Here is an 18696-nt window from a genome sequence, read left to right as displayed (position 1 = left end):
CTTTCCCTATTGTTTTGAAGGTCCTCAAATGACGAAGAACCGACTTACCGCCATTTTGTGAGTTAGGGCAAGTTGTTTGATGAGAGGATTAAAGAAAGATTTAAAGTCAGGTAAAATTTGCCTTAAGGTCGAAACAGATTCAGTTTCTATCTATTGCCCATTCAGTTCCCATTCATTTCGTGTGCAGCTGGTTTTCATTGAGGATCAATGTTTGCCTGCCCGTCTCTTAGCGTGCTAGGGCATGGGAATGGGAATGGGAATGGGAATAATAATCGGTGAGCTCGCAGCCGAACAAGAACCTGGGAGCATTGGAACATGGAAAAATGGTAAAAGGAAAAATCTCAAAAATCAAAAAAAGAGGGTGTGAAGTGAAATTTTGGCAAACGATTCCTCTTTTTTTACTGCTCGTCAATTGTGGTCCTCAGTCGAGAAATGAAAATGGGACTCAGATGACGGGAACTGAGCGTTTGGAGAGACTCGCCGTTGTTGATCAACAGGATTTAGCACCAAATGAACTCTTCAGGGCTATCTACCGAGGCGATTTGGAGCAGGTCAAAGCGATTGTCAATCAGTCTCCTCGGTTATTGGAAGTACCTAATAACAGGGGAGCTAACTTTCCTCTCGGGGTTGCGCTTCAACTGAGGGAGTCAGCAATTGCCTATTTTTTGGTTGAGAACATTCCATTGGGAGAAATCAAGGCTGTGAATGATCGCCAAGAGGGATATATATTTATGGCAGCGGCCAATGGCTATGCCGAGATAATTCAGAGGGTCGCTCAGAGGTATTATGAAAGTTTGGGCCGTTTTACTGACTACGAATTTTCAGACGTAGATTTGATTAACCAGGACGGTCAAAGAGCTCTTCATGTGGCCACTGATCGTCGTGTGATAGAGGCTCTTGAAAATGAGTATTACCGTGGAGTGATGGAGGTTCCATTTTTTCAATTTACACTTCTTGAAGACAATGAACGGCGGAGCTTTCTTCATACAGCCGCACGAGACGGCCGCGTGGACGTTTTGCTCTGGGCCGCGGAGAGATATTGCAATTCTTCTGGAAAAGGTGAGTCGGAGTCTTATTTGGGAGGAATGATCTCCTATTTTGGTTCCAGAACTTGGCGCGGAATTCAAACCTACGTGGGTGGTTTTGGAGTGGGCCTAGATCAAGTGTTTAATCGACGAGACAGCAGGGGGCAAACCGTACTTCACTACGCTGCCAAAAGGAAGGACTTGGAGATTCTGAGAGCTATAGGAAGTTGTGAATGGATCGATTACGACCTGGAGGACGACCAAGGTAATATTGCTATGCAGACTCTATTTCTGTCGATGGATTCCATGCAAAATCAATTGTCCGAAAATGACAAAGAGTTTCTCCTTTTTTTCATAGAGAGAAAAACTCGCATGCGCCAATGGTTCGTGACCACCTCTGACTATGTGAACCATCAGAACAAAGAGGGACGTTCTTCACTTCACTTGGCGGCCCAAATGTTAGATCCATGGTCTTATGAAAAATTGAGCCAATTTGGGGATATTTATCTCCGAGATTTGAAGGAGCAAAGGCCGATAGATCTTTTTAATCGGAGAAAATCATCCAAGTAGGTGAGCCCATCATGCATTTTTATTCCACCCCCGCAATGAAAAATTCTTTCGTTTGTCTTTCTCTCAGTCTAGCTGCCTTTCTTTGTTCGTGTGGTCGACTGAGAGGAAAGGAAACGAACCCCATCGAGCCTTATCGAGTCGTTGATCCAGGTCAAGTCAAACAATCGAGTTTGAATTTGATAGGAACTGGTAAAATTCAGTTTTTGAATACTCTCTCTGGGATTAACTCCTCTGAACACTATGTCTTGTCCTTTCGGCTTTTGGAGGCGAATTCAGAATTGAAGCTGGTCTCTCACACAACAGATATCAAAAGCGGAGACGGAGTCGAGTTGAGGATTTTGAAGAATAAGAATAATTTAGAGTTCTGGGTGTCTACGCCAGGCTTCTTGGAGAGATCTTTGGGCTTTGTCGAGATTCATAGAGGGAAGGAGAAAAATGAAGGTTCGGTTGAACCGGAACGTTCAGGGATCATTCACTTGCGTCTGGAAATTCACAACGGAGTTTCCGGCAGAGTTGAGTTTTATGTTTGGCTTGATTGGGTCACACAGGATGGATATTTTTGGAACCACTTGCCACAAGTCAAAGCAAAGAACGCAATCTTGACGAGTGCTGATCTTGATCCTCCTTTTTTTTCGCATGGGCGGGGGCTTTTGTGGGGGTTGAGATTCTATCAGGTTGAAATCCTTGCGGCTCGGAGAGAGGCTCCCTATGTGGATTAGACTACTGGTGGTATTTTTCGGGTTAAGCCTTTGGGATTCGGCTGGAGGGTCAGCTGCAGGTTCTGCTGGAGATGAGGCCTCCTCCAGCTCTTTAAACCTCAATGAGCTTGCGCGCGAACATCAGGACCCAAAAATAGAAAGTGAAGGTAGACTCGGCAAGGAAAGGGATGGCAGCGACGAAATCAGAAGGGGCAGAGGCATGCCACAACGAGGGAAAGACAAAATGTCACTTCTCTCTCATTTGGAAATGAGGAATACCGAAAGTCGCCTTCTGCGTCCGGAGCCCTCTCGGGAGACAAGACTTGATAATGTGTCTCTGGCCTTAAAGGGGCACTCGGGTTCTTTGATCAGCTATTTCATGGAAGCTTCGATTCAACAAACCGGATCAGACACAGATCTCCTATTGGGGCAAGTTTTTATTGAGCTTTTTCAGGAAGAGGGAACCGTGGAGGGAAGAGTCGGCCAGCTCATGATGCCCGTGGGTTGGCTAAATGAAAGACAGGACCTATTTTTTTCTAAACCCAGTTACTATAAACATCTCTACCCTGGCTCAAAGCCACTCGATTTGGGAGTCAGTTTTGAGTGGAGGCCTTTCGGTGATCCGTATCCCTATTTGACCGCGGGCTGTTACAGTGGGCAGGGGGCGGGCCTTGGTGATGATGAACGAGACATGGAGGCGAAGCGGCGTCCCTGTGAAATCTCGGTCCGTGAGAAGTCAGATGGCGTCGAGTTGTTTTTGACCCACTTTGGTCATGATTTGGCCCTTCATGATGCTCTCGAAGCAGATGGCTTTGGTTTTGAATTTCAGAGTTCCGAGTACTTCCAAGCCTACAAACTGAGATTTGGTATTCTGAGCGAAGCTTGGAGAATGAGTCAGCGACAAGCGAGTGGTCCAGAAAATGAAATCAATGCATGGATGGTTTTTCCCTATTTGCAGTTTGATCGGATTAAAATTGGATACCGGTGGGCGCGAACTGATCAAGAAGTGAGAATTTCAAACGCCCATCGACTCCGCTCTGCGAGAAATGAGAAACTGATACAAGTGGAGGCTGCTTTTACAAAATCGCTCAAGCTGGTATATGAATCGGAACAAGCCTTCTCCTCAATTCCAGAAGCAGACAGGTGGGCGCTGCGTTTACTTTTTGATTTGGTATGGCCCTCGCAATCGGGATCTTGAATTAGGTCTAAGCCATTTCTACCATTTCATGCAGAGCTTTTCGGATTCCAGTGTAAACCTCGAAGGGATTGGTATCGCACATATAGGCCGGCGTCGTGATAATTTTTGATTCGCGATCACTCACGTAGTCATTTGCTGCACATTTGACATGGATGGCGCCTGTCTTAGTGACTTCAAGAGAGGCCTCGGAATCTTGTCCGAGAGTCAGGTTAATTCCGTAATGCCCTAAGACCCTTGCAATGAGAGCTGGAGCAATACAAATAGCGCAGATCGGTTTTGCCTGAGAGTAGAATTCTTCGATCACTCTTTTGACATCGGGAAGTACTTCACAGTTAGCTCCATCTTTGCCCCAAGTGCAGAGGCTGCGAGCGACTCCAAAGCCTCCGGGAAAAACCACTCCATCGTATTCATCAGCCTTCAAGTGAACGAGGTCTTTGATTTGTCCGCGAGCGATGCGGGCCGCTTCAACGAGGACATTGCGGGTTTCCTTTGTGATGGCACCATTGAGGTGATTGGTGGCACTGATCTCGACATTAGGGGCGAAGATGTCAAATTTTACTTTGAGTTCACTGAGGGTGATCAGTGTGCTCACAGCCTCAGTGATTTCAGCTCCATCTTTTGATCCACAACCAGCGAGTATCACAGCAATTTTTTTCACGAGAAATCACTCCGGTAAAGGGTTCTGATTCTGGACATAATCTGATCCAAATTGGGAGGAGGAGCAAGCTTTCTTTAAACTGGCCAACAATCAAGTTGGCCAGTTTAGGGAGTTTTCGGTCCCGCTAGAAAATCTTTTAGTATTTGGCACTGCGAGACAAAATAGTCCCGGGAGGCTGTGTCCACCAATTGTTTGACACAAAGTAAAATCAAGTGGGCTGGGTAAGGCGTATCAGAAGAATAGATGTAACGATATTGGGTTGTCCTCCAGTCGGTTGGAGAGGGCCACTCCACAAAATCAAATGAAACCTCGGTCACCTTGAGTTGGCAGGGATTCAGACCGCGACACTGGGAATCCGCTGCCACAGCCGACGGCACAGGGCGAACATCGGAAGAGATCTTGAGATTGTGAAAAGTGACTGGAGGAGCCTTGTCAGCATTTGAATTTACAAGAGACAACAGCCGAGGAAAATGAGGGACGGGAGATATTCCTGCAGAGGGCATTTCGGGGAGATGAAGCTTTGCGATTCTCCATTCGATTTCTTTTCGCAGGGTGCTCGTTTGATCTCCTTCATAGGTCAAGGAAATTTCATCGAGTCGGTACAAAATAAAATGTTCACTTTCTTCGCGTGCTTTGACTTCGGTGAGAATATCTTTCAGCTTAACCACGTCGTTAGTTTCTATTCTTTGATTGATTTCATAAAGGGCTTGATCTCCCACCCTTGTCTCCAGTGGGAAGCGTCCGCCCATAGCATCTGTTAAGGCTTTATTCACTTGTTCGACGCTTGCGGCGGGGCCCAGTTCGGACTTCTTTTCCTCAGGATCTTTCGTGCAGGAGGTCAGCCAGATGATCAGACCTATCATCATGAGCGCTGAAATCATCTGAATCATGGCATATCCGCGAAAACTTTTTGTGGTTGTTTCATGAAAAATCAAACGGAGTCCCATCCCCAAATCCAGAACGGAAGAGGCAATACTTCCTCGATCATTTCGGCTGTGGACTTGTCAAATCCCTCAAGCTCAGAGGCTTTGAGGGGGCCAAAGAGAAGTTTGATAATGTCTTGTTCGCTTTCAGTCCTAAAAAGTTTATTGCTTGTGCCGAGGTAGTAGGCTCCCTCTTTGAAGTCAAAGATCCAATCGTCATGACCGAGCTGACGGGCATATCGGCGCAATTTGAAACTCATATTTTTGGCATTGAGAATCCGGAACATCCCAAGAAAACCCCGATTGCAGAGGGCCCCATATGCTTGCAGCTGTCGGCAGAGATTCTCGGCTGTTTGAGAGCATATGAGAGTGATACTTGAGGATTTTACTTTTCTAATGTGAGCCAACAGGGGAGAAGGCTTGAAACACCCCCACCCCATTCGTGAATGTATCCAATAAGGTCCGCTCCCTTTCCCTCAACGGCATAGGCTTTTAGAGTGTTGTTCTCATCCCATGCAGTGTAGAGATGGGTATTGGGGATGTTGAGATAGCGGCGAAAATCATCGGCGACTCGAACGGCTCCCATGGTGTGCTGGGCGTACAATCTGAGAAGAGCCTCAGGTGCGACTCGAAGAGTGTCCATGAATCGCAAATTGTTTTGGGGTGGTTCGAAGTTCTTTTCAATGATGAGAGCAAGTTCTGTCCCACCGAGTTCAAAACCCAGCTTTCGGTAAAGTTCGTAGAGATTTGTCCATAGGACAGCAAAGTCGCAACCATTTTGGCGGGCAGATTCTGCACATTCATTGATTACTTGTTTGCTTAATCCTTGGTTTCGAAATTCGGGATCTGTGACGACGCTTCCAATGGCACCGACTTTGAAAAGCCCTGCGACAGTTTTTGTGATGCTGTATTGGACAACGGCATGGGCCGCAATCTTTCCCTCCGCCTTGATAATTCTAATGTTGTTCATATTTTCTGAGTTCAAGGCGGTTGGATATTCTTGACTGATAGACCAAGTGGCTTTGGGTCGAAGATTGTAGTTAAGGAAGTCAAGAATTTCATTGAACTCGGTAGACTGTGGGGGCCGTGGTCCTTCCATGATTCTTTCCTCCCATTCCATTGTAGCTGTGACCCGTTGGCGACTGTACAAATCAGTTGAAATCCGGACTTGGGGAGAGAGGCAAACCTTGACTTCGGACGAGGCGACAATTAACCCATCTCAACTGGAGACAAGAAAATGAAGAGGAAGCTCAAATCGAAAGGCAGTGTCAGGAGAGGATCAAGACTTGAGTCTCAAGAGAAAAGGCGTCTGCGTATGAACGATATCATCCAATTGTTCATGCGATATTATCCTGATGCTCATTGTGCTCTCGATCATGAGAATCCAGAGCAACTGTTGATAGCAACCATTCTCAGTGCTCAATGCACAGATGAGCGAGTCAATCAGGTGACGAAAAAGTTATTTGTTAAATATCCTTTTCCACAGGATTTTGCTGTTGCAGAACTGACGGAGCTTGAGCAAGATATTCGACCCACGGGTTTTTTTCGAAATAAGGCCCGAAATATTCAGAATTGCTGTCAGCTTTTGATTCAGGATTTTGGAGGAAAGGCCCCTCGGGACATGGAAAAATTGGTCAGACTTCCAGGAGTTGGAAGAAAGACGGCAAATGTTGTTCTGGGCAATGCGTTCGGAATTACTTCGGGAATTGTGGTTGATACCCATGTGACTCGCCTTGCAAACCGATTGGGATTGGTTTCAGCTCAGGAGGCGGAAAAAATTGAACGGGAACTAATGAAACTTGTTCCTCAAGAATATTGGATTTTGCTGCCCCATTGGTTGATTTGGCATGGGCGGAGGGTTTGTCGAGCCCGAAAGCCAAATTGTGAAAAATGTCTCCTGTTTGAACTTTGCCCGCGTCGGTTATGAAGGCGCAATTGACACGTCTCACTCCGATGGGGGAAGATGACCGCTATGATAGTTTCATTTTTTGAGAGCATGAAGTACGTAGGGCATATGTTGCCCGTGGCTTTTTTAAGAGTCTATACGGGTTATTATTTTTTTAATCGTGCCATGGAGCATTTCGATGGGGATTTTCTCGTGCAACCCATACTCAGTCGATCCATCGATGAATGGCTGCCAGTGAGCCAGGCCCCTGAGTGGTATAAGGATGTTTTGGAATCGATTGTTGTGCCCAATTGGAAGATTTTTGCTTATTTGGTGACCTACTGCGAATTTGCAATAGGGATTTGTTTTATTATTGGCTTTTTTGTCAGGCCCACAGCCCTTCTGGGAATTTTTCTCACGGCCAATCTCTTTTATCAGACAGGTCCTTTTGTTAGCGATCTGCACCGTCTTTTTTTGGCGATATTCATGATGATGTGGTGGGTGGGTGCGGGGCGCTGTATGGGAATGGATTATTTTTTCTATAAGCGTCAGCGCGGTATTTGGTGGTAAGTCTATGAACTTTGTCGAGGTCTTGTTTCAGTGAAACGAATATCATCTTTTTTTCTTTCAATAAGTATTGTCGTTGTCGGATTGGGCCTCTTGGGCTGGGTTCTCTATGGGGTCGCTCGCCGAGCCGAAGACCCTGTGGTCCATCGCACTGTTCTGAGAGTGATGACGTATTCTTCTTTTTTTGTACCAACTGGGCCTGGGCCTCTCTTGAAGGCTGAGTACGAAAAGAGATTTCCTTGTGATGTTGAATTCGTCGATGGGGGTGATTCGGCCCTTATGGTAGAGCGCCTAAAATCAGTGTCTGAGAAGCAAATAGATTTGGTTTTGGGAATTAGCCTGCTTCACCATGGCAAAGCACAACGAGAACTCAATTGGCAGGATTGGGCTTATCCACCAAAAGTTTCTATGGTTCCGGAGTTGAATTTTTTTGGCGGTGTAGCTGCGGCCAATCGTTATAAATTTGTTCCGTACAATTGGGCTCCAATGACCTTTGTGTATCGCGAGGGCGAGGTCACTCCTCCGAGATCCTGGGAGGACTTGCCGCGTCCTGAATTCAAGCGATCAATTTCAGGGCAAGACCCTCGTTTTAGCACGCCGGGCAATTATTTATCGTTTTGGGCTTGGGACAAGGAGGCGGGGCAATTTTCAAACTCGCGCATAGATTGGCTCAAACACGCCTTGCTTCCTTTGAGTCCGAGTTGGAGCGTTTCCTACGGTCTCTTTCGAAGTAAGAATGCGAAGCTGACTTTTACTTACGCGACCTCGCCTTTTTATCATCGTTTAGTTGAAAAGGATGAGAGCTATAAGGCGGCTGTCTTCAATGAGCCCCACCCCTTCGAAGTGGAGTTGGCGGGAATTCCCATTCACTGTGTGACCTGCGGGGAAGCAAAGCAATTTATTCAATTCCTACTTGAACCCGCATCGCAGCGAATCTTGATGGAAAAGAACTTTATGCTGCCGGTTGTGACTGGAGTGAAAGATTCTAGCCCATTTGCTGAGATGGCTCAGTACCCACTGATTTCGTGGGACTCCTACGAGGCCTACGACAAGAGCGAGACCAATTGGGCAAAAAAGTTTGTGGACACTTTAAAAGCGAGGGTCAAGAAATGAGGACCTGGAGTGAACGCTAGGCTCTCAGGCTTTTGTGACCTTCGATCTCTTTTGCGCGCGGCACTGGGACTTTTTCTCGTTTTTCCGGTTCTTGTCATCACTGGATTTTCAAAATCTTGGGATTGGCCTGATCACACCGAATTGCTGGAGTCTCTTTCATTTACGACGATTCAAGCATTTCTCAGTTCTTTGTTTACAATGATCTTAGGAGCGGGTGGGGCATTGGGGCTTATCTCTTTCTCCCAAGGGAAGTTGCGCTCTGCTTCGGAAGTATTCGCTCTTCTTCCCAGCCTTCTTCCTCCTCTATTTGTGATTTTGCCATACTTGAATATGGCTTCATTTTTTCACTTTGAACCATTTGGGTTGTGGGGAATTGTGAGCGTCAATATTTTGATGAATCTCGGCCTGACTTCAGTTGTCTTAGCTCGAGTGATTGAATCGAAGCTAGGCCCTATGATCGAGTTGAGTTGGATTGAGGGGGCCTCGCGGTGGAAGATGGTTCAGAGCGGAGTTTTCTCTTATTTGCGAGCCGATCTTGTCTCTTTCTCGTTTTATCTGTTCACACTTTATTTTGCGAGCTTCTCGATTCCTCTGATTCTCGGCAGTTCAGAGGGGGTTACGCTTGAAGTATTGATTTACGAAAAAATTCGTTTGAGTGGAAACTGGTCTCAGTCCGTCTTGTTAGGACTTTTACAGATATTTATTTTATTTCTTTTCTCGTTTGGGGTGAGGCAAAATTTAACAGGAACAATCAGTCGTCAGCCCAATCTGACAGGCTTGCGTGTTCCTTTTCTTTTTGGAATCCCTTTTTTTGTGAGCTTCTTTTTAGTTGTGGGTCAGTTTTTTGGATTCGTCCGTGGCTGGGGTTATCTCTTGAATTCGCCAGTACTCTTAACGGAGTTGCCCAGTCTCTTGAGCGGAACCTTGATCGTCGGAATTGGAACAGGACTCGTGGTGTTTCTTCTTCTCATATTGGTCGCGGGTTTGGGTCCCCACCCTGGCTTGGATCGTTTTTTGGTTGGCTACACGGCGCCAAGTACAGTGCTGACAGGGTTTGCCTTCTTGCTTTTGGGTGTCGATAGCTGGCCTGGTGTTCATCTTTCTCTGATCTGTGGTTTGGCGATCCTTGTGGTGCCTTCTTTATATCGAATGCTGGCAAGAGGACTTCTCGTTGCCATTCAAAACCAAGTGATTGTGGCTCGATTGGGAGGATCTGGGTGGTGGGCCATTTTTGACAAAATTGTTTTTCCTCAGATTTGTCGGCAGTTTTGGTGGCTGGCTGGAATGAGTTCGCTTTGGGCCTGTGGTGATTATGCACTCTCCTCCTTGGTCGTCGAAAATAATACGACTTTGGCTCTTGCCATTAAGGGCTATATGACTTCCTATCATTTGGATTTGGCTACAGCTCTCAATTCAATTTTACTTGTTGTCGGAATGAGCTGTTTATTGGGGTTTGGAGGCTTGGGCCGTGTCTGTCGTACAGAATCTTTTTCGTGATTACGGAAATTTTCAAGTTGATATTCCTGAATGGAAGATTTCTGATCAAGGAATCACCGCTCTTTGGGGGCCCTCAGGGGCCGGCAAAACTTCGATCTTTCGACTGATGATCGGTCTTGAACCCTGTCCTGGATTGCGTTGGATATTTGGAGACCTTGATTTGGCCCAACTTTCTATGTCGGCCAAGAGACTGGGAGTGGTCTTTCAGTCCTATGATCTCTTTCCTCATATGACAGCAGAACAAAATGTCCAATTCTCGCAAGAGGCGAGAAAAATTCCAAAAGCAGAGAGGGCTCAAGATCTGGAGCACTTGAAAAATTCTTTGAGTCTCGAAAGCTGTTGGCGGCGAAAGGCTCAGCTTCTTTCGGGAGGTGAGCAACAGCGAGTTGCCATTGCCCGGGCCTTGGCGGGGCGCCCTCGATTTTTATTTTTAGATGAACCCTTTTCGGCCTTAGATACAGACCTCAGGGCAGAAGCCCGCGAGCTTGTGAAGAGAGTGATCGGTGAATTCAAAGTTCCAAGTTTATTGATTACCCATGATAAAGAGGACATTCAAGCGATGGATGCGGTGGTTGTGAGGGTTGAGAAGGGGAGGTTGGTTTGAGGGGGTTTGTGGCTTGTTTGGTTCAGCAAGGCGGCCTTAGAGTTTGAAACAACAAATTCACCGAAGGCTTGCAAGCTGGAGATTTATTAAAGACAAAAAGCTGTATTAAAGGCAAAAAAAAGGCGGCCTTTTGAGCCGCCTTTTTTGTTTTCGCTTTAAAGCGAAAAAGATCTCACTAGAACATGAATCGACCGGCAACATTGAGTGAAAGAATAGAACTTGAATCAATGTCTACACCACCAATACTGCTGCTGGCCAATTGTGACCATTTGAGAACGCCAATGACAGTGGCAGCTTCAGAGAAATGATAGGGGCTGTAAACTCCGAGACCCATCATGTTGGCGCCGTCATTTCCTTCTGTAGAGCCAGTTTTTGTCTCAGCAGTCGCCGAGTAAAAAGCCTCAAAACCGACAGCTCCCATTTCGTGAGGGATTTCATAGAAGATGGCCAATTTTGTCTCTTCGCCGCCTTTGGATTTAGTTGTTGTTGTTGTTGTTGCTGTTTTGTTTTTCACTGATCTTTCGCCTAGCAGAAAATCAGTGGACAGTTTGGTTCCAAGCACATGAGAGCCCATCAGCCACTGATAACCAACCCAAGGGCGAAGAGAGTTTCCGCCAGACATGGCGTCGTTCTCTTTATTTGCAGTATCTTTTTGTTTTTCACTTGGACTGAAATAGAGTTCTGCTCCGTAGTTCATGCTGCTTCCCTCGACGAAGGAATAGCGGCCCTTTGCAAAGATCTGAATGTCTTGGAGTCCCTTGGTGTCGGTCTCAGAAGTCCCCTGTTCGGTTTTGCTGGTCGTGTAGCCGAGATTGGCGCCGACGGCGTACATTTCAGTGAGCCCACGTTCGTAAGCCAAGTTGAGATTTTGGCCCGTTGTGTCGGTCTTGGTGCCGCTTACTTTAATAGAATTGCTGTTGTAATTCAGTCCAGGAGTCAGAATATTCGCGTCGGGAGCGGCTTGATAAAAGTACTCGGATTTGATGTCGGTTGTTGCATGAGCAGCAAGGGTCAAACCCAAAGCCGCAAGTGTTGCTGTGAGAGATTTCATACCAAAGTCTCCTTTTTATAACGTAAGGGTAAAAACCCGTTTTTAATATCTGGATCGCCGGATCAGGGTTATTCATCTTTTGTCAGTCATCAACTGATTTCGTACAAAGAAAAGAGGCGTCAAACAAAGGTCTAGCTATGAGGGGGCCTAATTAGGCAAAAAAGTCACAGTCATGTGACAGATTGTCCACCTGTTAAATTAATTTTTGGCAATTGGACGAGGCCAGACCTTTTGCTTTTTTTCTTGAGTGATAAAGCTCGCCTGTGCGGCAATATCATTGCATCGGTCAAACTCCGCCTTTGTAAAGAGGTGATGAGTGAGAAGAGTTTGATATTCGTGAACGAGGTCAATATTAAAAATCCCTGGGTCATCGGTATTGATTGTCGTTAAAACTCCAGCTTCCATTATTTTTCGGATGGGATGTTCAGCCAGAGAAGGAACGGCTTGAGTGAGCCAATTCGAGGTTGGACAAAGTTCGAGGGGAATTCGATTTCGAGAGAGATATTCCATTATTTCTGGGTCGCGATAAACCTGAACTCCATGGCCAATTCGTTTCGCGCCCAGGTGCTCGATGGCTTCCTTCACATAACGGGGGGCCTTTGGAAGATTGGCCTCACCACTGTGAACCGTGATACCGAGGCCCGCCCTTGCGGCCAAACGAAAAAAGGGAGAGAAAGGTTTTGAATCAAAACCTTCTTCATTGTCAGCCAGATCGAGTCCGACAAAGCTGTCTTTGTTTTCGATGGCAAATTGAGTGACAAGTTCAGCTTCTTTGACTGGCAAAATTCTTTGGATAATACAAATCAACCCAACGGCCATGGGGAGTTCCTTCGTGGCCCGATTCATTCCCTTTACAATGGCATCGTGAATGTCCTGAAACGACATGTCTTCGTGGCCCTGGCGAACAAAGGTGGGGGAGTAGCGCAACTCAAGAATACGGATTCCTTCGACATGAAAAGCGTCGAAGCAACATTCATAGGTGATTCTCTCAAGAACCTCAGGAGATTTTAATAGGACCTGCGTATCCAAAAATTTATTTAGAACGGCACCCAGATTGGTCATGGGTTCCGTGATCAAAAAGCGCTCGGCAAAAACTTGATCACTGGGGATCTTGATTCCGCTGTGCGGGGCAAGCTCTCGGAGAGTCGAGTGACGAATGCTCAACTCGAGGTGACGGTGAAGATCAACTTTCGGCATTTTTTGTATATTCATCTGGATCAGATTAGAGGCCGCGATCTCAAGGCTCAAGGGAGAAATAATAACATTACGTGTTAAACGGTATCCCAGAAAGCTATAATTGGTAAATAGCTGGATTCTTACCTGAGAATTGTCTATTAAAAATCTGCAATTCTGAATGATCCGGTGGTGTGTCCCTGTTTCATTGATACTTATTTTAATTTAAAACCAAAGGCGAATTCATGTCTCAAGCGAAGTTGATCCCTATTCCTCTCAAGAACCTTCTGGCTCCAACTCCACAGCGAACCCCTCAATGGCCAATTGAAATCAGTCTCAAGAGTGGCGAAAAAGTCGAAATGGTGGATCCGCGTTCGACCCGTGCCCTGGTTTCACTGATGGACATGCAGGCTGTGTTGGGAGGGGCCGCCAGCCATTTTGGAGGACCTTCGGCCTTCGCTGAATTGATGGGGGCCGTTTACGGTCTTGTCTTTCATCGCTCTCGGAAGACCGGGGTTCCCTGGCATGAAGTAGCCCACATCATCAATGATGCAGGACACTGTGAGAATGGGATCTATGCCCTCAAGGCCAATTACAGTTTTGCGGGCCTCAGTCTTGACAAGCTCAAGGGATTTCGCTCGATCGAGAGTCAGTTGACGGGCCATGGAGAGTCTCATCTCTTTCCGGAGGGAGTTTATCTTTCCAATGGACCTTTGGGGTCCAGTCTGCCTCAGGCGCAAGGCTTGGCCTATGCGGATTGCCTGGCAGGGAGGCGACGCTTAACTTTTGCTGCGATATCCGATGGCGCTTGCATGGAGGGTGAGGCGCGAGAGGCTTTGGCTGCGATTCCGGGACTAGCTAAAATTGGGAAAATGGCCCCCTTTGTTTTGGTGATCAGCGATAACAACACGAAACTGACGGGTCGAATCGATGCCGATTCTTTTAGCATGCAGCCGACTTTTGATTCGCTGAACGAATTGGGTTGGAAGGTCTTTCGCCTAGCAGATCCTCACAATCTTCAGAAATGTGTGAGTCTCCTCGAAGAAGCTATGCAAACAGCCGAGAGCCATCCTCAGCAGCCGATTGCGATTATCGCAAAGACAATCAAAGGCTATGGAGTCAAAAAAGTGGAGGAGAGTTCGAGCGGAGGGCATGGGTTTCCTTTGACGGAGGCGAAGGATCTGAAGGCCTTCATTGAGGAGATTTACAGTGGAGCCAAAGTTCCGGAGGAATTTTTAGAATGGGCCGAAGAAATGGTTCAGCAACAAAAAGATAAAAAGTCTGCTGTCTCCAATTCGTCTGCTGTCCCGAGCGAAAAGATTCAAAAGGGCGTCAGTCAAGCTCTCATCAAAAAGCGAAAAGAGGGGCTTCCTCTTTTTTCAATTTCTTCAGATCTCGCAGGTTCAACTGGGGTTCGTGAATTTCAGAAGGCCTTTCCAGAATGCACTCAAGATGTGGGAGTTGCCGAGTCCAATATGATCAGTATGGCCGCGGGTCTCTCGAAAGAGGGCTTTATTCCGGTTGTCGACACCTTTGCGCAGTTTGGAGTGACGAAAGGAGCCTTGCCGTTGACGATGGCTTCTTTGTCCCAGGCCCCCGTGATAGCTTTTTTTTCTCACACGGGATTTCAGGATGCCGCTGATGGGGCTTCTCATCAGGCATTGAGTTGGCTTTCGATGACCGCGTCAATTCCGGATGTGGAGTGCTATGCGCTCACCTGCAGCGACGAAGCGGAGGCCTTGGTGGCTCAGGCCATTGATCGCTTTGTTGGGATGAGAAAGGCGGGAGAGGTTCCCCCTTCGACTCTCTTCTTTTTGGGACGCGAAAACTTTCCGTTGAACTATGGCTTGGAGCCCACTTCTTATCGTTTGGGACAGGGCCAATTCATTCATGAAAGCGAAAAATCACCGGCGTCAAAAAAGCTGGTTCCAATTTGTCCGGGCGGCTCTTTGCTTTCTCAGGCCCTGAAGGCGGCCAAAGAGCTCGAAGCACTGGGAATCAGGAGTTCGGTGGTTAATCCCTCTTGCTTGAATAAGCCGGATCTCGCTTTGTTTGCGGATTGTCTTCGTTTGAGTGAAGGACGCTTGATTACGGTTGAAGATCACCAATTGGTGGGAGGCATGGGAGCTATTCTAGCTCAGGCTCTTCTTTTGCGAGGGATTGAATTGAAGCTCAAATCAATCGGAGTTCGAGGCGGCTTCGGGCAGAGTGCCTATCAAGCCGGCCAACTTTATCAGAAGCACGGAATGGACGCCAAGGCGATCGTGCAAGCGGCTTTGGAAATTTGATGAAGTCACAGGGCCGGACATTATTTATCCACACGGCCAATCTGGGCGATGTTGTTTCTGCGGCTTCTGTGGTCACTGGGGCGGCACTCCAGGGCCCCGTTGATATTTTCTTGAGAAAATCTTTTCGTGGACTTTTTTTTGGAGAGAACAATATCACAGAGGTCGACGAAACAAGCTTGGATTCTCAATATGAAAGAGTGATTGATCTTGATTCCTCATCGGTGAGCCGAGCTTTGGTAAAAAAAATAAAGTCGAGAGAAAAAATTGGTCGATATCAAAATTGGATTCGGCGCTTTAAATATTCAAACATTTATACACGACAGTTCCCAAAAAATTCTTATGGTCATATTGTAAAAGACTATCGTCCCATCGCTCAACATTTGGGTTGCGACCCAAACAAAAATCCGGGTCTCTCCGCAATTCCCTTGAATACAGAATTGAGCGAATGGTTTGGTCACCATGGGAGAGATCGAAGCGGAATGGTGGTCGTTCATGTCGAAGCTTCAAATCCGATTCGGTCCTTGCCAGAAGCTCTCGTCTTACAAATTATTGCGGGTCTAACAAAGAAAAATAGGTGGGTGTTACTGTTAGGTACTTCCTCTGCTGCTCTTGAGGCACTCAAAAAAAAAGCAGACGGCCAGACCGCCTATCTGCCGTTTAGCATTTTTGAATTGAAGGCAATATTGCCCAAGGCAGAGCTATTTATTGGCCCTGATAGCGGTCCTATGCATTTGGCGGCCGCTTTGGGAGTCCCATGTTTGGGAGTCTATGGACCTACCTTACCGAGAGAATATGCGCCCTTGAGCTTGAGCACGGGCTTTGGAGTCAGGTCAGTTGAGCGCGAGTTTTCTTGCCGGCCATGTAATCAAAATCGCAGCTGTCCCTTCGACAGGAGATGTCTGAATGTGATCAGGGCCGAAGAGGTGTTAGATCTGGCAAAACAGCTCGTTGATCCCTCTCAGGCTTAGCTTTTATTTGAGGTTGTTTTTTCCTTCTTGGAAGGAGCAGAGTCAGATCTATCTTGTTCTTGAGAATAATCTGAGCCGTGATTCTCTTCGACTTGATGATTTTTTATGGATGCAGTAACATCAATTTCGGGTTCCTCAGAAAGAGCTTTCTTAAAACTGCGAACACCTTCGCCCAAGGATTTTCCAATTTTTGGAATCTTATTTGGTCCAAAAAGAACCACGAGAATAAGAACTATAACGAGCAAGTGCAGAAATGAAAAACCCATAAAAAATTTCCTTCTTTAAATTTGTTTCGAGGCAGATAGATTTAAAGTTCCTGGGGCTTCCGCTCGGTTCGCCTTCGGTTGCTTCGCCATCTGTTGCGTCGACTTTTAATTTGTGCTTCTCCTATTTTATCCCGTGATCTTTCGAAGTTTTGGGCCCAGTAAAGCCAATCCTCCCCTGATAGAGAGTATTCTCGGGAAGAAAACTGGAGCGCCAGGTGGAAGGCCTCGGTTTGCAGAACGGCCATTTGGCGTCGCTCGCCACGACGTTCAAAATCCGCCCTTTTTCGAAGAATAGACTGCATGTGAAGGGCTTTTGCAACCATGGCTTGTTCTTGCTTAAACATGCCGATCTCGCCACGCATGAAACTGATCATATCGGGGTTTTCAAGTATTTGGTTGGTACTGATCGTTCGATTTGGATCTGGGTTTATTGTGGCTCGGTAATAAGCTTGGACAAGGGCTCCAAATAACTGAACGGGATCAGATTGGTCGATTGGCTTATCATGTATGTGACTCAGGTAATGACAAAAAAGATCGGCACTTTCTTTGTGGGAAAAGACCTCATGTAAGTGTGGAGATATATGCTTGAGAACTCCAAGGTCGTAAGATTCCAGGAAGGGCTGCGCTGGATCGGCGATACGAAGATATTTTAGAATCTCTTCACGACGACGAGGGAGAGCGGTGTCTACCAAAGAGGCGGCATTGGATTGAATGGCTTCCCGCACTTCAGGGTCAATGTTAAATCGAATGAGATGAGCGAGGCGGATGCCCCTGAGAATTCTTATTGGATCTTCTTTAAATCTTCGATTCGGTTCCCCAATCGTTCGAATTGTCTGGTTTTTAAGGTCACCGAGGCCACCACAAAAATCCAGCAATTTATTGCTGACCGGATCGTACATGAGTCCATTGATCGTGAAGTCCCGACGATTGGCATCTTCTTCGGGGGATCCAAAAAGATTGTCGCCACTTTCAATATGATCGGGAAGGACTTCATCTGTTTTTAAATCTCGGCGGAATGTGGCCACTTCAAATTGTTGTTCCCCTCTCTTGACAAGGACCAACCGAAAGCGTTTGCCAATGATAAAGGCATTGCGAATCTGGCGCTTAACATCGCCAGGTCGCGCATCTGTGGCAATGTCATAATCCTTCGGTTGCTTATTGAGAAGCAAATCTCGGACGCAACCGCCCACCAGGTAGGTGGTAAACCCCCGGTCTTGGAGTAACCTGACAATATCTAGGGCATCACGATCAATCCACTCTTGATGCAAACAAGGCTTTTGAGTAACTTCCATCGGTGGCCATAATGACGCGACTTGCACGATGGGTCAAACAGGAAGGGAAGGACATGGGTCATTTAGCAAATTTCCATTATCGAATTTCGGGGCCCGATTCCGCACCCAAACTCATTTTTTTGCACGGTTTAATGGGATCTGCCGCCAATTGGAGAAAAATCGTTCCGGCTTTTGAGACTCAATACAATGTTTTAGTTTTTGACCAAAGAGGCCATGGGAAATCCTTTCATCCTGATTTTGGATTTTCTCCTGAGGCCTATGCCCGAGATTTGCAATTGATCCTTGATGAACTGGGATGGAAAGAAGGAATTTATCTGGTGGGCCATTCTTTGGGCGGGAGGAATGCTCTCCAATTTGCCCACTCTTTTGCGAGTCGCGTTAAAAAGCTAGTTATCGAGGACATTGGCCCCGATTCGCCTCCAGAAGCAGTTGAAAAGATTGAATTTTACTTGAATTCGATTCCCACCCCATTTCGGGATAAGAAAGCGGCCAAGGTTTTTTTTGATCAAGAGTTTCCTCAGATCATTGGGGAGGGAAAAAGGGGAGAGGTGCTTTCTCAGTACTTTTACACAAACATCGAAGCAAAACAGGACGGGACGGCTGACTGGCGTTTTTCGAGAAAAGCGATTCTAGGGAGTATCAGGGAAGGGAGAGCCTATGAGAGGTGGGATCAGGTTCGAGCCTTGCGAACTCCGACTCTCTGGATTCGAGGGAGTCAGAGCGAGGACCTTTCCAGAGAGACCTTCCGGCGAGTCTTAGAAAGCAGTCCTCTCATCAGTGGTGTGGAAATAGACGGGGCGGGGCATTGGGTGCATTTTGACCAGCCAACTCTGTTTATTCAGGCTCTCAAGGATTTTTTTATTCAAGATAAATCCGCTTGAATATGCCATGTGCTTTGACAAATACCACGACCTTCGTAT

Annotated in this window: 19 protein-coding genes; 11 read left to right on the top strand and 8 right to left on the bottom strand. The window is 46.7% G+C overall.

Translation table 11 applies throughout. The features are described 5' to 3' along the window. The first annotated feature begins 368 nt into the window (after positions 1–368). From IPJ71_09055 to IPJ71_09045, 3 genes are read left to right on the top strand one after another with little or no spacing between them, the layout of a single operon-like run. Positions 369–1595 carry a hypothetical protein gene (locus tag IPJ71_09055; GenBank protein MBK7843829.1) on the top strand — a complete coding sequence of 409 codons (1227 nt, stop codon included), beginning with the start codon at positions 369–371 and terminating at the stop codon, positions 1593–1595. A 35-nt stretch (positions 1596–1630) separates the two neighbouring features. Then, the gene (locus IPJ71_09050; protein MBK7843828.1) at positions 1631–2314 is read left to right on the top strand and encodes a hypothetical protein; all 684 of its coding nucleotides are present in this window, start codon (positions 1631–1633) and stop codon (positions 2312–2314) included. Beyond that, positions 2304–3491: a hypothetical protein gene (locus IPJ71_09045; protein MBK7843827.1), complete on the top strand. Its 1188-nt coding sequence runs from the start codon at positions 2304–2306 to the stop codon at positions 3489–3491. The genes IPJ71_09050 and IPJ71_09045 overlap by 11 nt, the downstream gene beginning before the upstream one ends. Positions 3492–3498: 7 nt before the next feature. Here IPJ71_09045 and elbB read toward each other — a convergent pair whose 3' ends face one another. From elbB to IPJ71_09025, 4 genes are all read right to left on the bottom strand, one after another. After that, positions 3499–4149, bottom strand: a complete 651-nt coding sequence (elbB, locus tag IPJ71_09040; protein MBK7843826.1) for an isoprenoid biosynthesis glyoxalase ElbB — start codon at positions 4147–4149, stop codon at positions 3499–3501. A gap of 104 nt (positions 4150–4253) precedes the next feature. Further along, positions 4254–5096 (bottom strand): hypothetical protein, encoded by an 843-nt coding sequence (locus tag IPJ71_09035; protein ID MBK7843825.1) that lies wholly within the window; start codon positions 5094–5096, stop codon positions 4254–4256. After that, on the bottom strand, positions 5081–5332 hold the full coding sequence (locus IPJ71_09030; GenBank protein ID MBK7843824.1) for a hypothetical protein: 252 nt from the start codon (positions 5330–5332) through the stop codon (positions 5081–5083). The genes IPJ71_09035 and IPJ71_09030 overlap by 16 nt, the downstream gene beginning before the upstream one ends. Positions 5333–5457: 125 nt before the next feature. Then, the gene (locus tag IPJ71_09025; GenBank protein ID MBK7843823.1) at positions 5458–6171 is read right to left on the bottom strand and encodes a GNAT family N-acetyltransferase; all 714 of its coding nucleotides are present in this window, start codon (positions 6169–6171) and stop codon (positions 5458–5460) included. A gap of 138 nt (positions 6172–6309) precedes the next feature. Here IPJ71_09025 and nth point away from each other — a divergent pair, with 138 nt between their 5' ends. Genes nth through IPJ71_09000 form a run of 5 tightly spaced genes read left to right on the top strand, consistent with a single transcriptional unit; the run spans position 6310 to position 10738 of the window. Next, entirely contained in the window at positions 6310–6999 is a 690-nt protein-coding gene (nth, locus tag IPJ71_09020; protein ID MBK7843822.1) for an endonuclease III, read from the top strand. A gap of 36 nt (positions 7000–7035) precedes the next feature. Next, positions 7036–7527, top strand: a complete 492-nt coding sequence (locus tag IPJ71_09015) for a DoxX family membrane protein (protein ID MBK7843821.1) — start codon at positions 7036–7038, stop codon at positions 7525–7527. Positions 7528–7557: 30 nt separating this feature from the next. Next, entirely contained in the window at positions 7558–8637 is a 1080-nt protein-coding gene (locus tag IPJ71_09010) for a thiamine ABC transporter substrate-binding protein (protein ID MBK7843820.1), read from the top strand. Positions 8638–8646: 9 nt separating this feature from the next. Next, positions 8647–10134, top strand: a complete 1488-nt coding sequence (locus IPJ71_09005) for a hypothetical protein (GenBank protein MBK7843819.1) — start codon at positions 8647–8649, stop codon at positions 10132–10134. After that, positions 10106–10738 carry an ATP-binding cassette domain-containing protein gene (locus tag IPJ71_09000; protein ID MBK7843818.1) on the top strand — a complete coding sequence of 211 codons (633 nt, stop codon included), beginning with the start codon at positions 10106–10108 and terminating at the stop codon, positions 10736–10738. Before IPJ71_09005 ends, IPJ71_09000 begins: the two co-directional genes overlap by 29 nt. A gap of 175 nt (positions 10739–10913) precedes the next feature. Here the strand turns inward: IPJ71_09000 and IPJ71_08995 are convergent, their stop codons facing one another. After that, positions 10914–11789: a hypothetical protein gene (locus IPJ71_08995; protein MBK7843817.1), complete on the bottom strand. Its 876-nt coding sequence runs from the start codon at positions 11787–11789 to the stop codon at positions 10914–10916. 198 nt (positions 11790–11987) lie between these two features. Next, the gene (gene add, locus IPJ71_08990; protein ID MBK7843816.1) at positions 11988–13001 is read right to left on the bottom strand and encodes an adenosine deaminase; all 1014 of its coding nucleotides are present in this window, start codon (positions 12999–13001) and stop codon (positions 11988–11990) included. A gap of 206 nt (positions 13002–13207) precedes the next feature. Between add and IPJ71_08985 the strand changes: the two genes are divergently transcribed. Beyond that, positions 13208–15250, top strand: a complete 2043-nt coding sequence (locus IPJ71_08985; GenBank protein ID MBK7843815.1) for a transketolase — start codon at positions 13208–13210, stop codon at positions 15248–15250. Then, the gene (locus IPJ71_08980; GenBank protein ID MBK7843814.1) at positions 15250–16218 is read left to right on the top strand and encodes a glycosyltransferase family 9 protein; all 969 of its coding nucleotides are present in this window, start codon (positions 15250–15252) and stop codon (positions 16216–16218) included. Before IPJ71_08985 ends, IPJ71_08980 begins: the two co-directional genes overlap by 1 nt. Here the strand turns inward: IPJ71_08980 and tatA are convergent. Both tatA and IPJ71_08970 read right to left on the bottom strand, forming a co-directional pair. After that, on the bottom strand, positions 16215–16484 hold the full coding sequence (gene tatA, locus IPJ71_08975; protein MBK7843813.1) for a twin-arginine translocase TatA/TatE family subunit: 270 nt from the start codon (positions 16482–16484) through the stop codon (positions 16215–16217). The two genes, IPJ71_08980 and tatA, sit on opposite strands and share 4 nt — an antisense overlap. Positions 16485–16525: 41 nt before the next feature. After that, positions 16526–17752, bottom strand: a complete 1227-nt coding sequence (locus tag IPJ71_08970) for a poly(A) polymerase (protein ID MBK7843812.1) — start codon at positions 17750–17752, stop codon at positions 16526–16528. A 35-nt stretch (positions 17753–17787) separates the two neighbouring features. Here IPJ71_08970 and IPJ71_08965 point away from each other — a divergent pair, with 35 nt between their 5' ends. Continuing rightward, the gene (locus IPJ71_08965; GenBank protein ID MBK7843811.1) at positions 17788–18657 is read left to right on the top strand and encodes an alpha/beta hydrolase; all 870 of its coding nucleotides are present in this window, start codon (positions 17788–17790) and stop codon (positions 18655–18657) included. Positions 18658–18696 lie beyond the last annotated feature (39 nt).

This window comes from Bdellovibrionales bacterium (assembly GCA_016714165.1).
Lineage (GTDB): Bacteria > Bdellovibrionota > Bdellovibrionia > Bdellovibrionales > UBA1609 > JADJVA01.
This window is presented reverse-complemented; position numbering and strand designations above follow the sequence as displayed.

What these genes read in the sequence shown, in the direction of transcription:
- nth (MBK7843822.1), top strand. Translation starts at nt 6,310, where the DNA reads ATGAAGAGGAAGCTCAAATCGAAAGGCAGTGTCAGGAGAGGATCAAGA.
- tatA (MBK7843813.1), bottom strand. Translation starts at nt 16,484, where the DNA reads ATGGGTTTTTCATTTCTGCACTTGCTCGTTATAGTTCTTATTCTCGTG.
- IPJ71_08985 (MBK7843815.1), top strand. Translation starts at nt 13,208, where the DNA reads ATGTCTCAAGCGAAGTTGATCCCTATTCCTCTCAAGAACCTTCTGGCT.
- add (MBK7843816.1), bottom strand. Translation starts at nt 13,001, where the DNA reads ATGAATATACAAAAAATGCCGAAAGTTGATCTTCACCGTCACCTCGAG.
- IPJ71_09015 (MBK7843821.1), top strand. Translation starts at nt 7,036, where the DNA reads ATGACCGCTATGATAGTTTCATTTTTTGAGAGCATGAAGTACGTAGGG.
- IPJ71_09035 (MBK7843825.1), bottom strand. Translation starts at nt 5,096, where the DNA reads ATGGGACTCCGTTTGATTTTTCATGAAACAACCACAAAAAGTTTTCGC.
- IPJ71_09030 (MBK7843824.1), bottom strand. Translation starts at nt 5,332, where the DNA reads ATGAGTTTCAAATTGCGCCGATATGCCCGTCAGCTCGGTCATGACGAT.
- IPJ71_09045 (MBK7843827.1), top strand. Translation starts at nt 2,304, where the DNA reads ATGTGGATTAGACTACTGGTGGTATTTTTCGGGTTAAGCCTTTGGGAT.
- IPJ71_09050 (MBK7843828.1), top strand. Translation starts at nt 1,631, where the DNA reads ATGAAAAATTCTTTCGTTTGTCTTTCTCTCAGTCTAGCTGCCTTTCTT.
- IPJ71_08980 (MBK7843814.1), top strand. Translation starts at nt 15,250, where the DNA reads ATGAAGTCACAGGGCCGGACATTATTTATCCACACGGCCAATCTGGGC.
- IPJ71_08995 (MBK7843817.1), bottom strand. Translation starts at nt 11,789, where the DNA reads ATGAAATCTCTCACAGCAACACTTGCGGCTTTGGGTTTGACCCTTGCT.
- IPJ71_09025 (MBK7843823.1), bottom strand. Translation starts at nt 6,171, where the DNA reads ATGGAAGGACCACGGCCCCCACAGTCTACCGAGTTCAATGAAATTCTT.
- IPJ71_08965 (MBK7843811.1), top strand. Translation starts at nt 17,788, where the DNA reads ATGACGCGACTTGCACGATGGGTCAAACAGGAAGGGAAGGACATGGGT.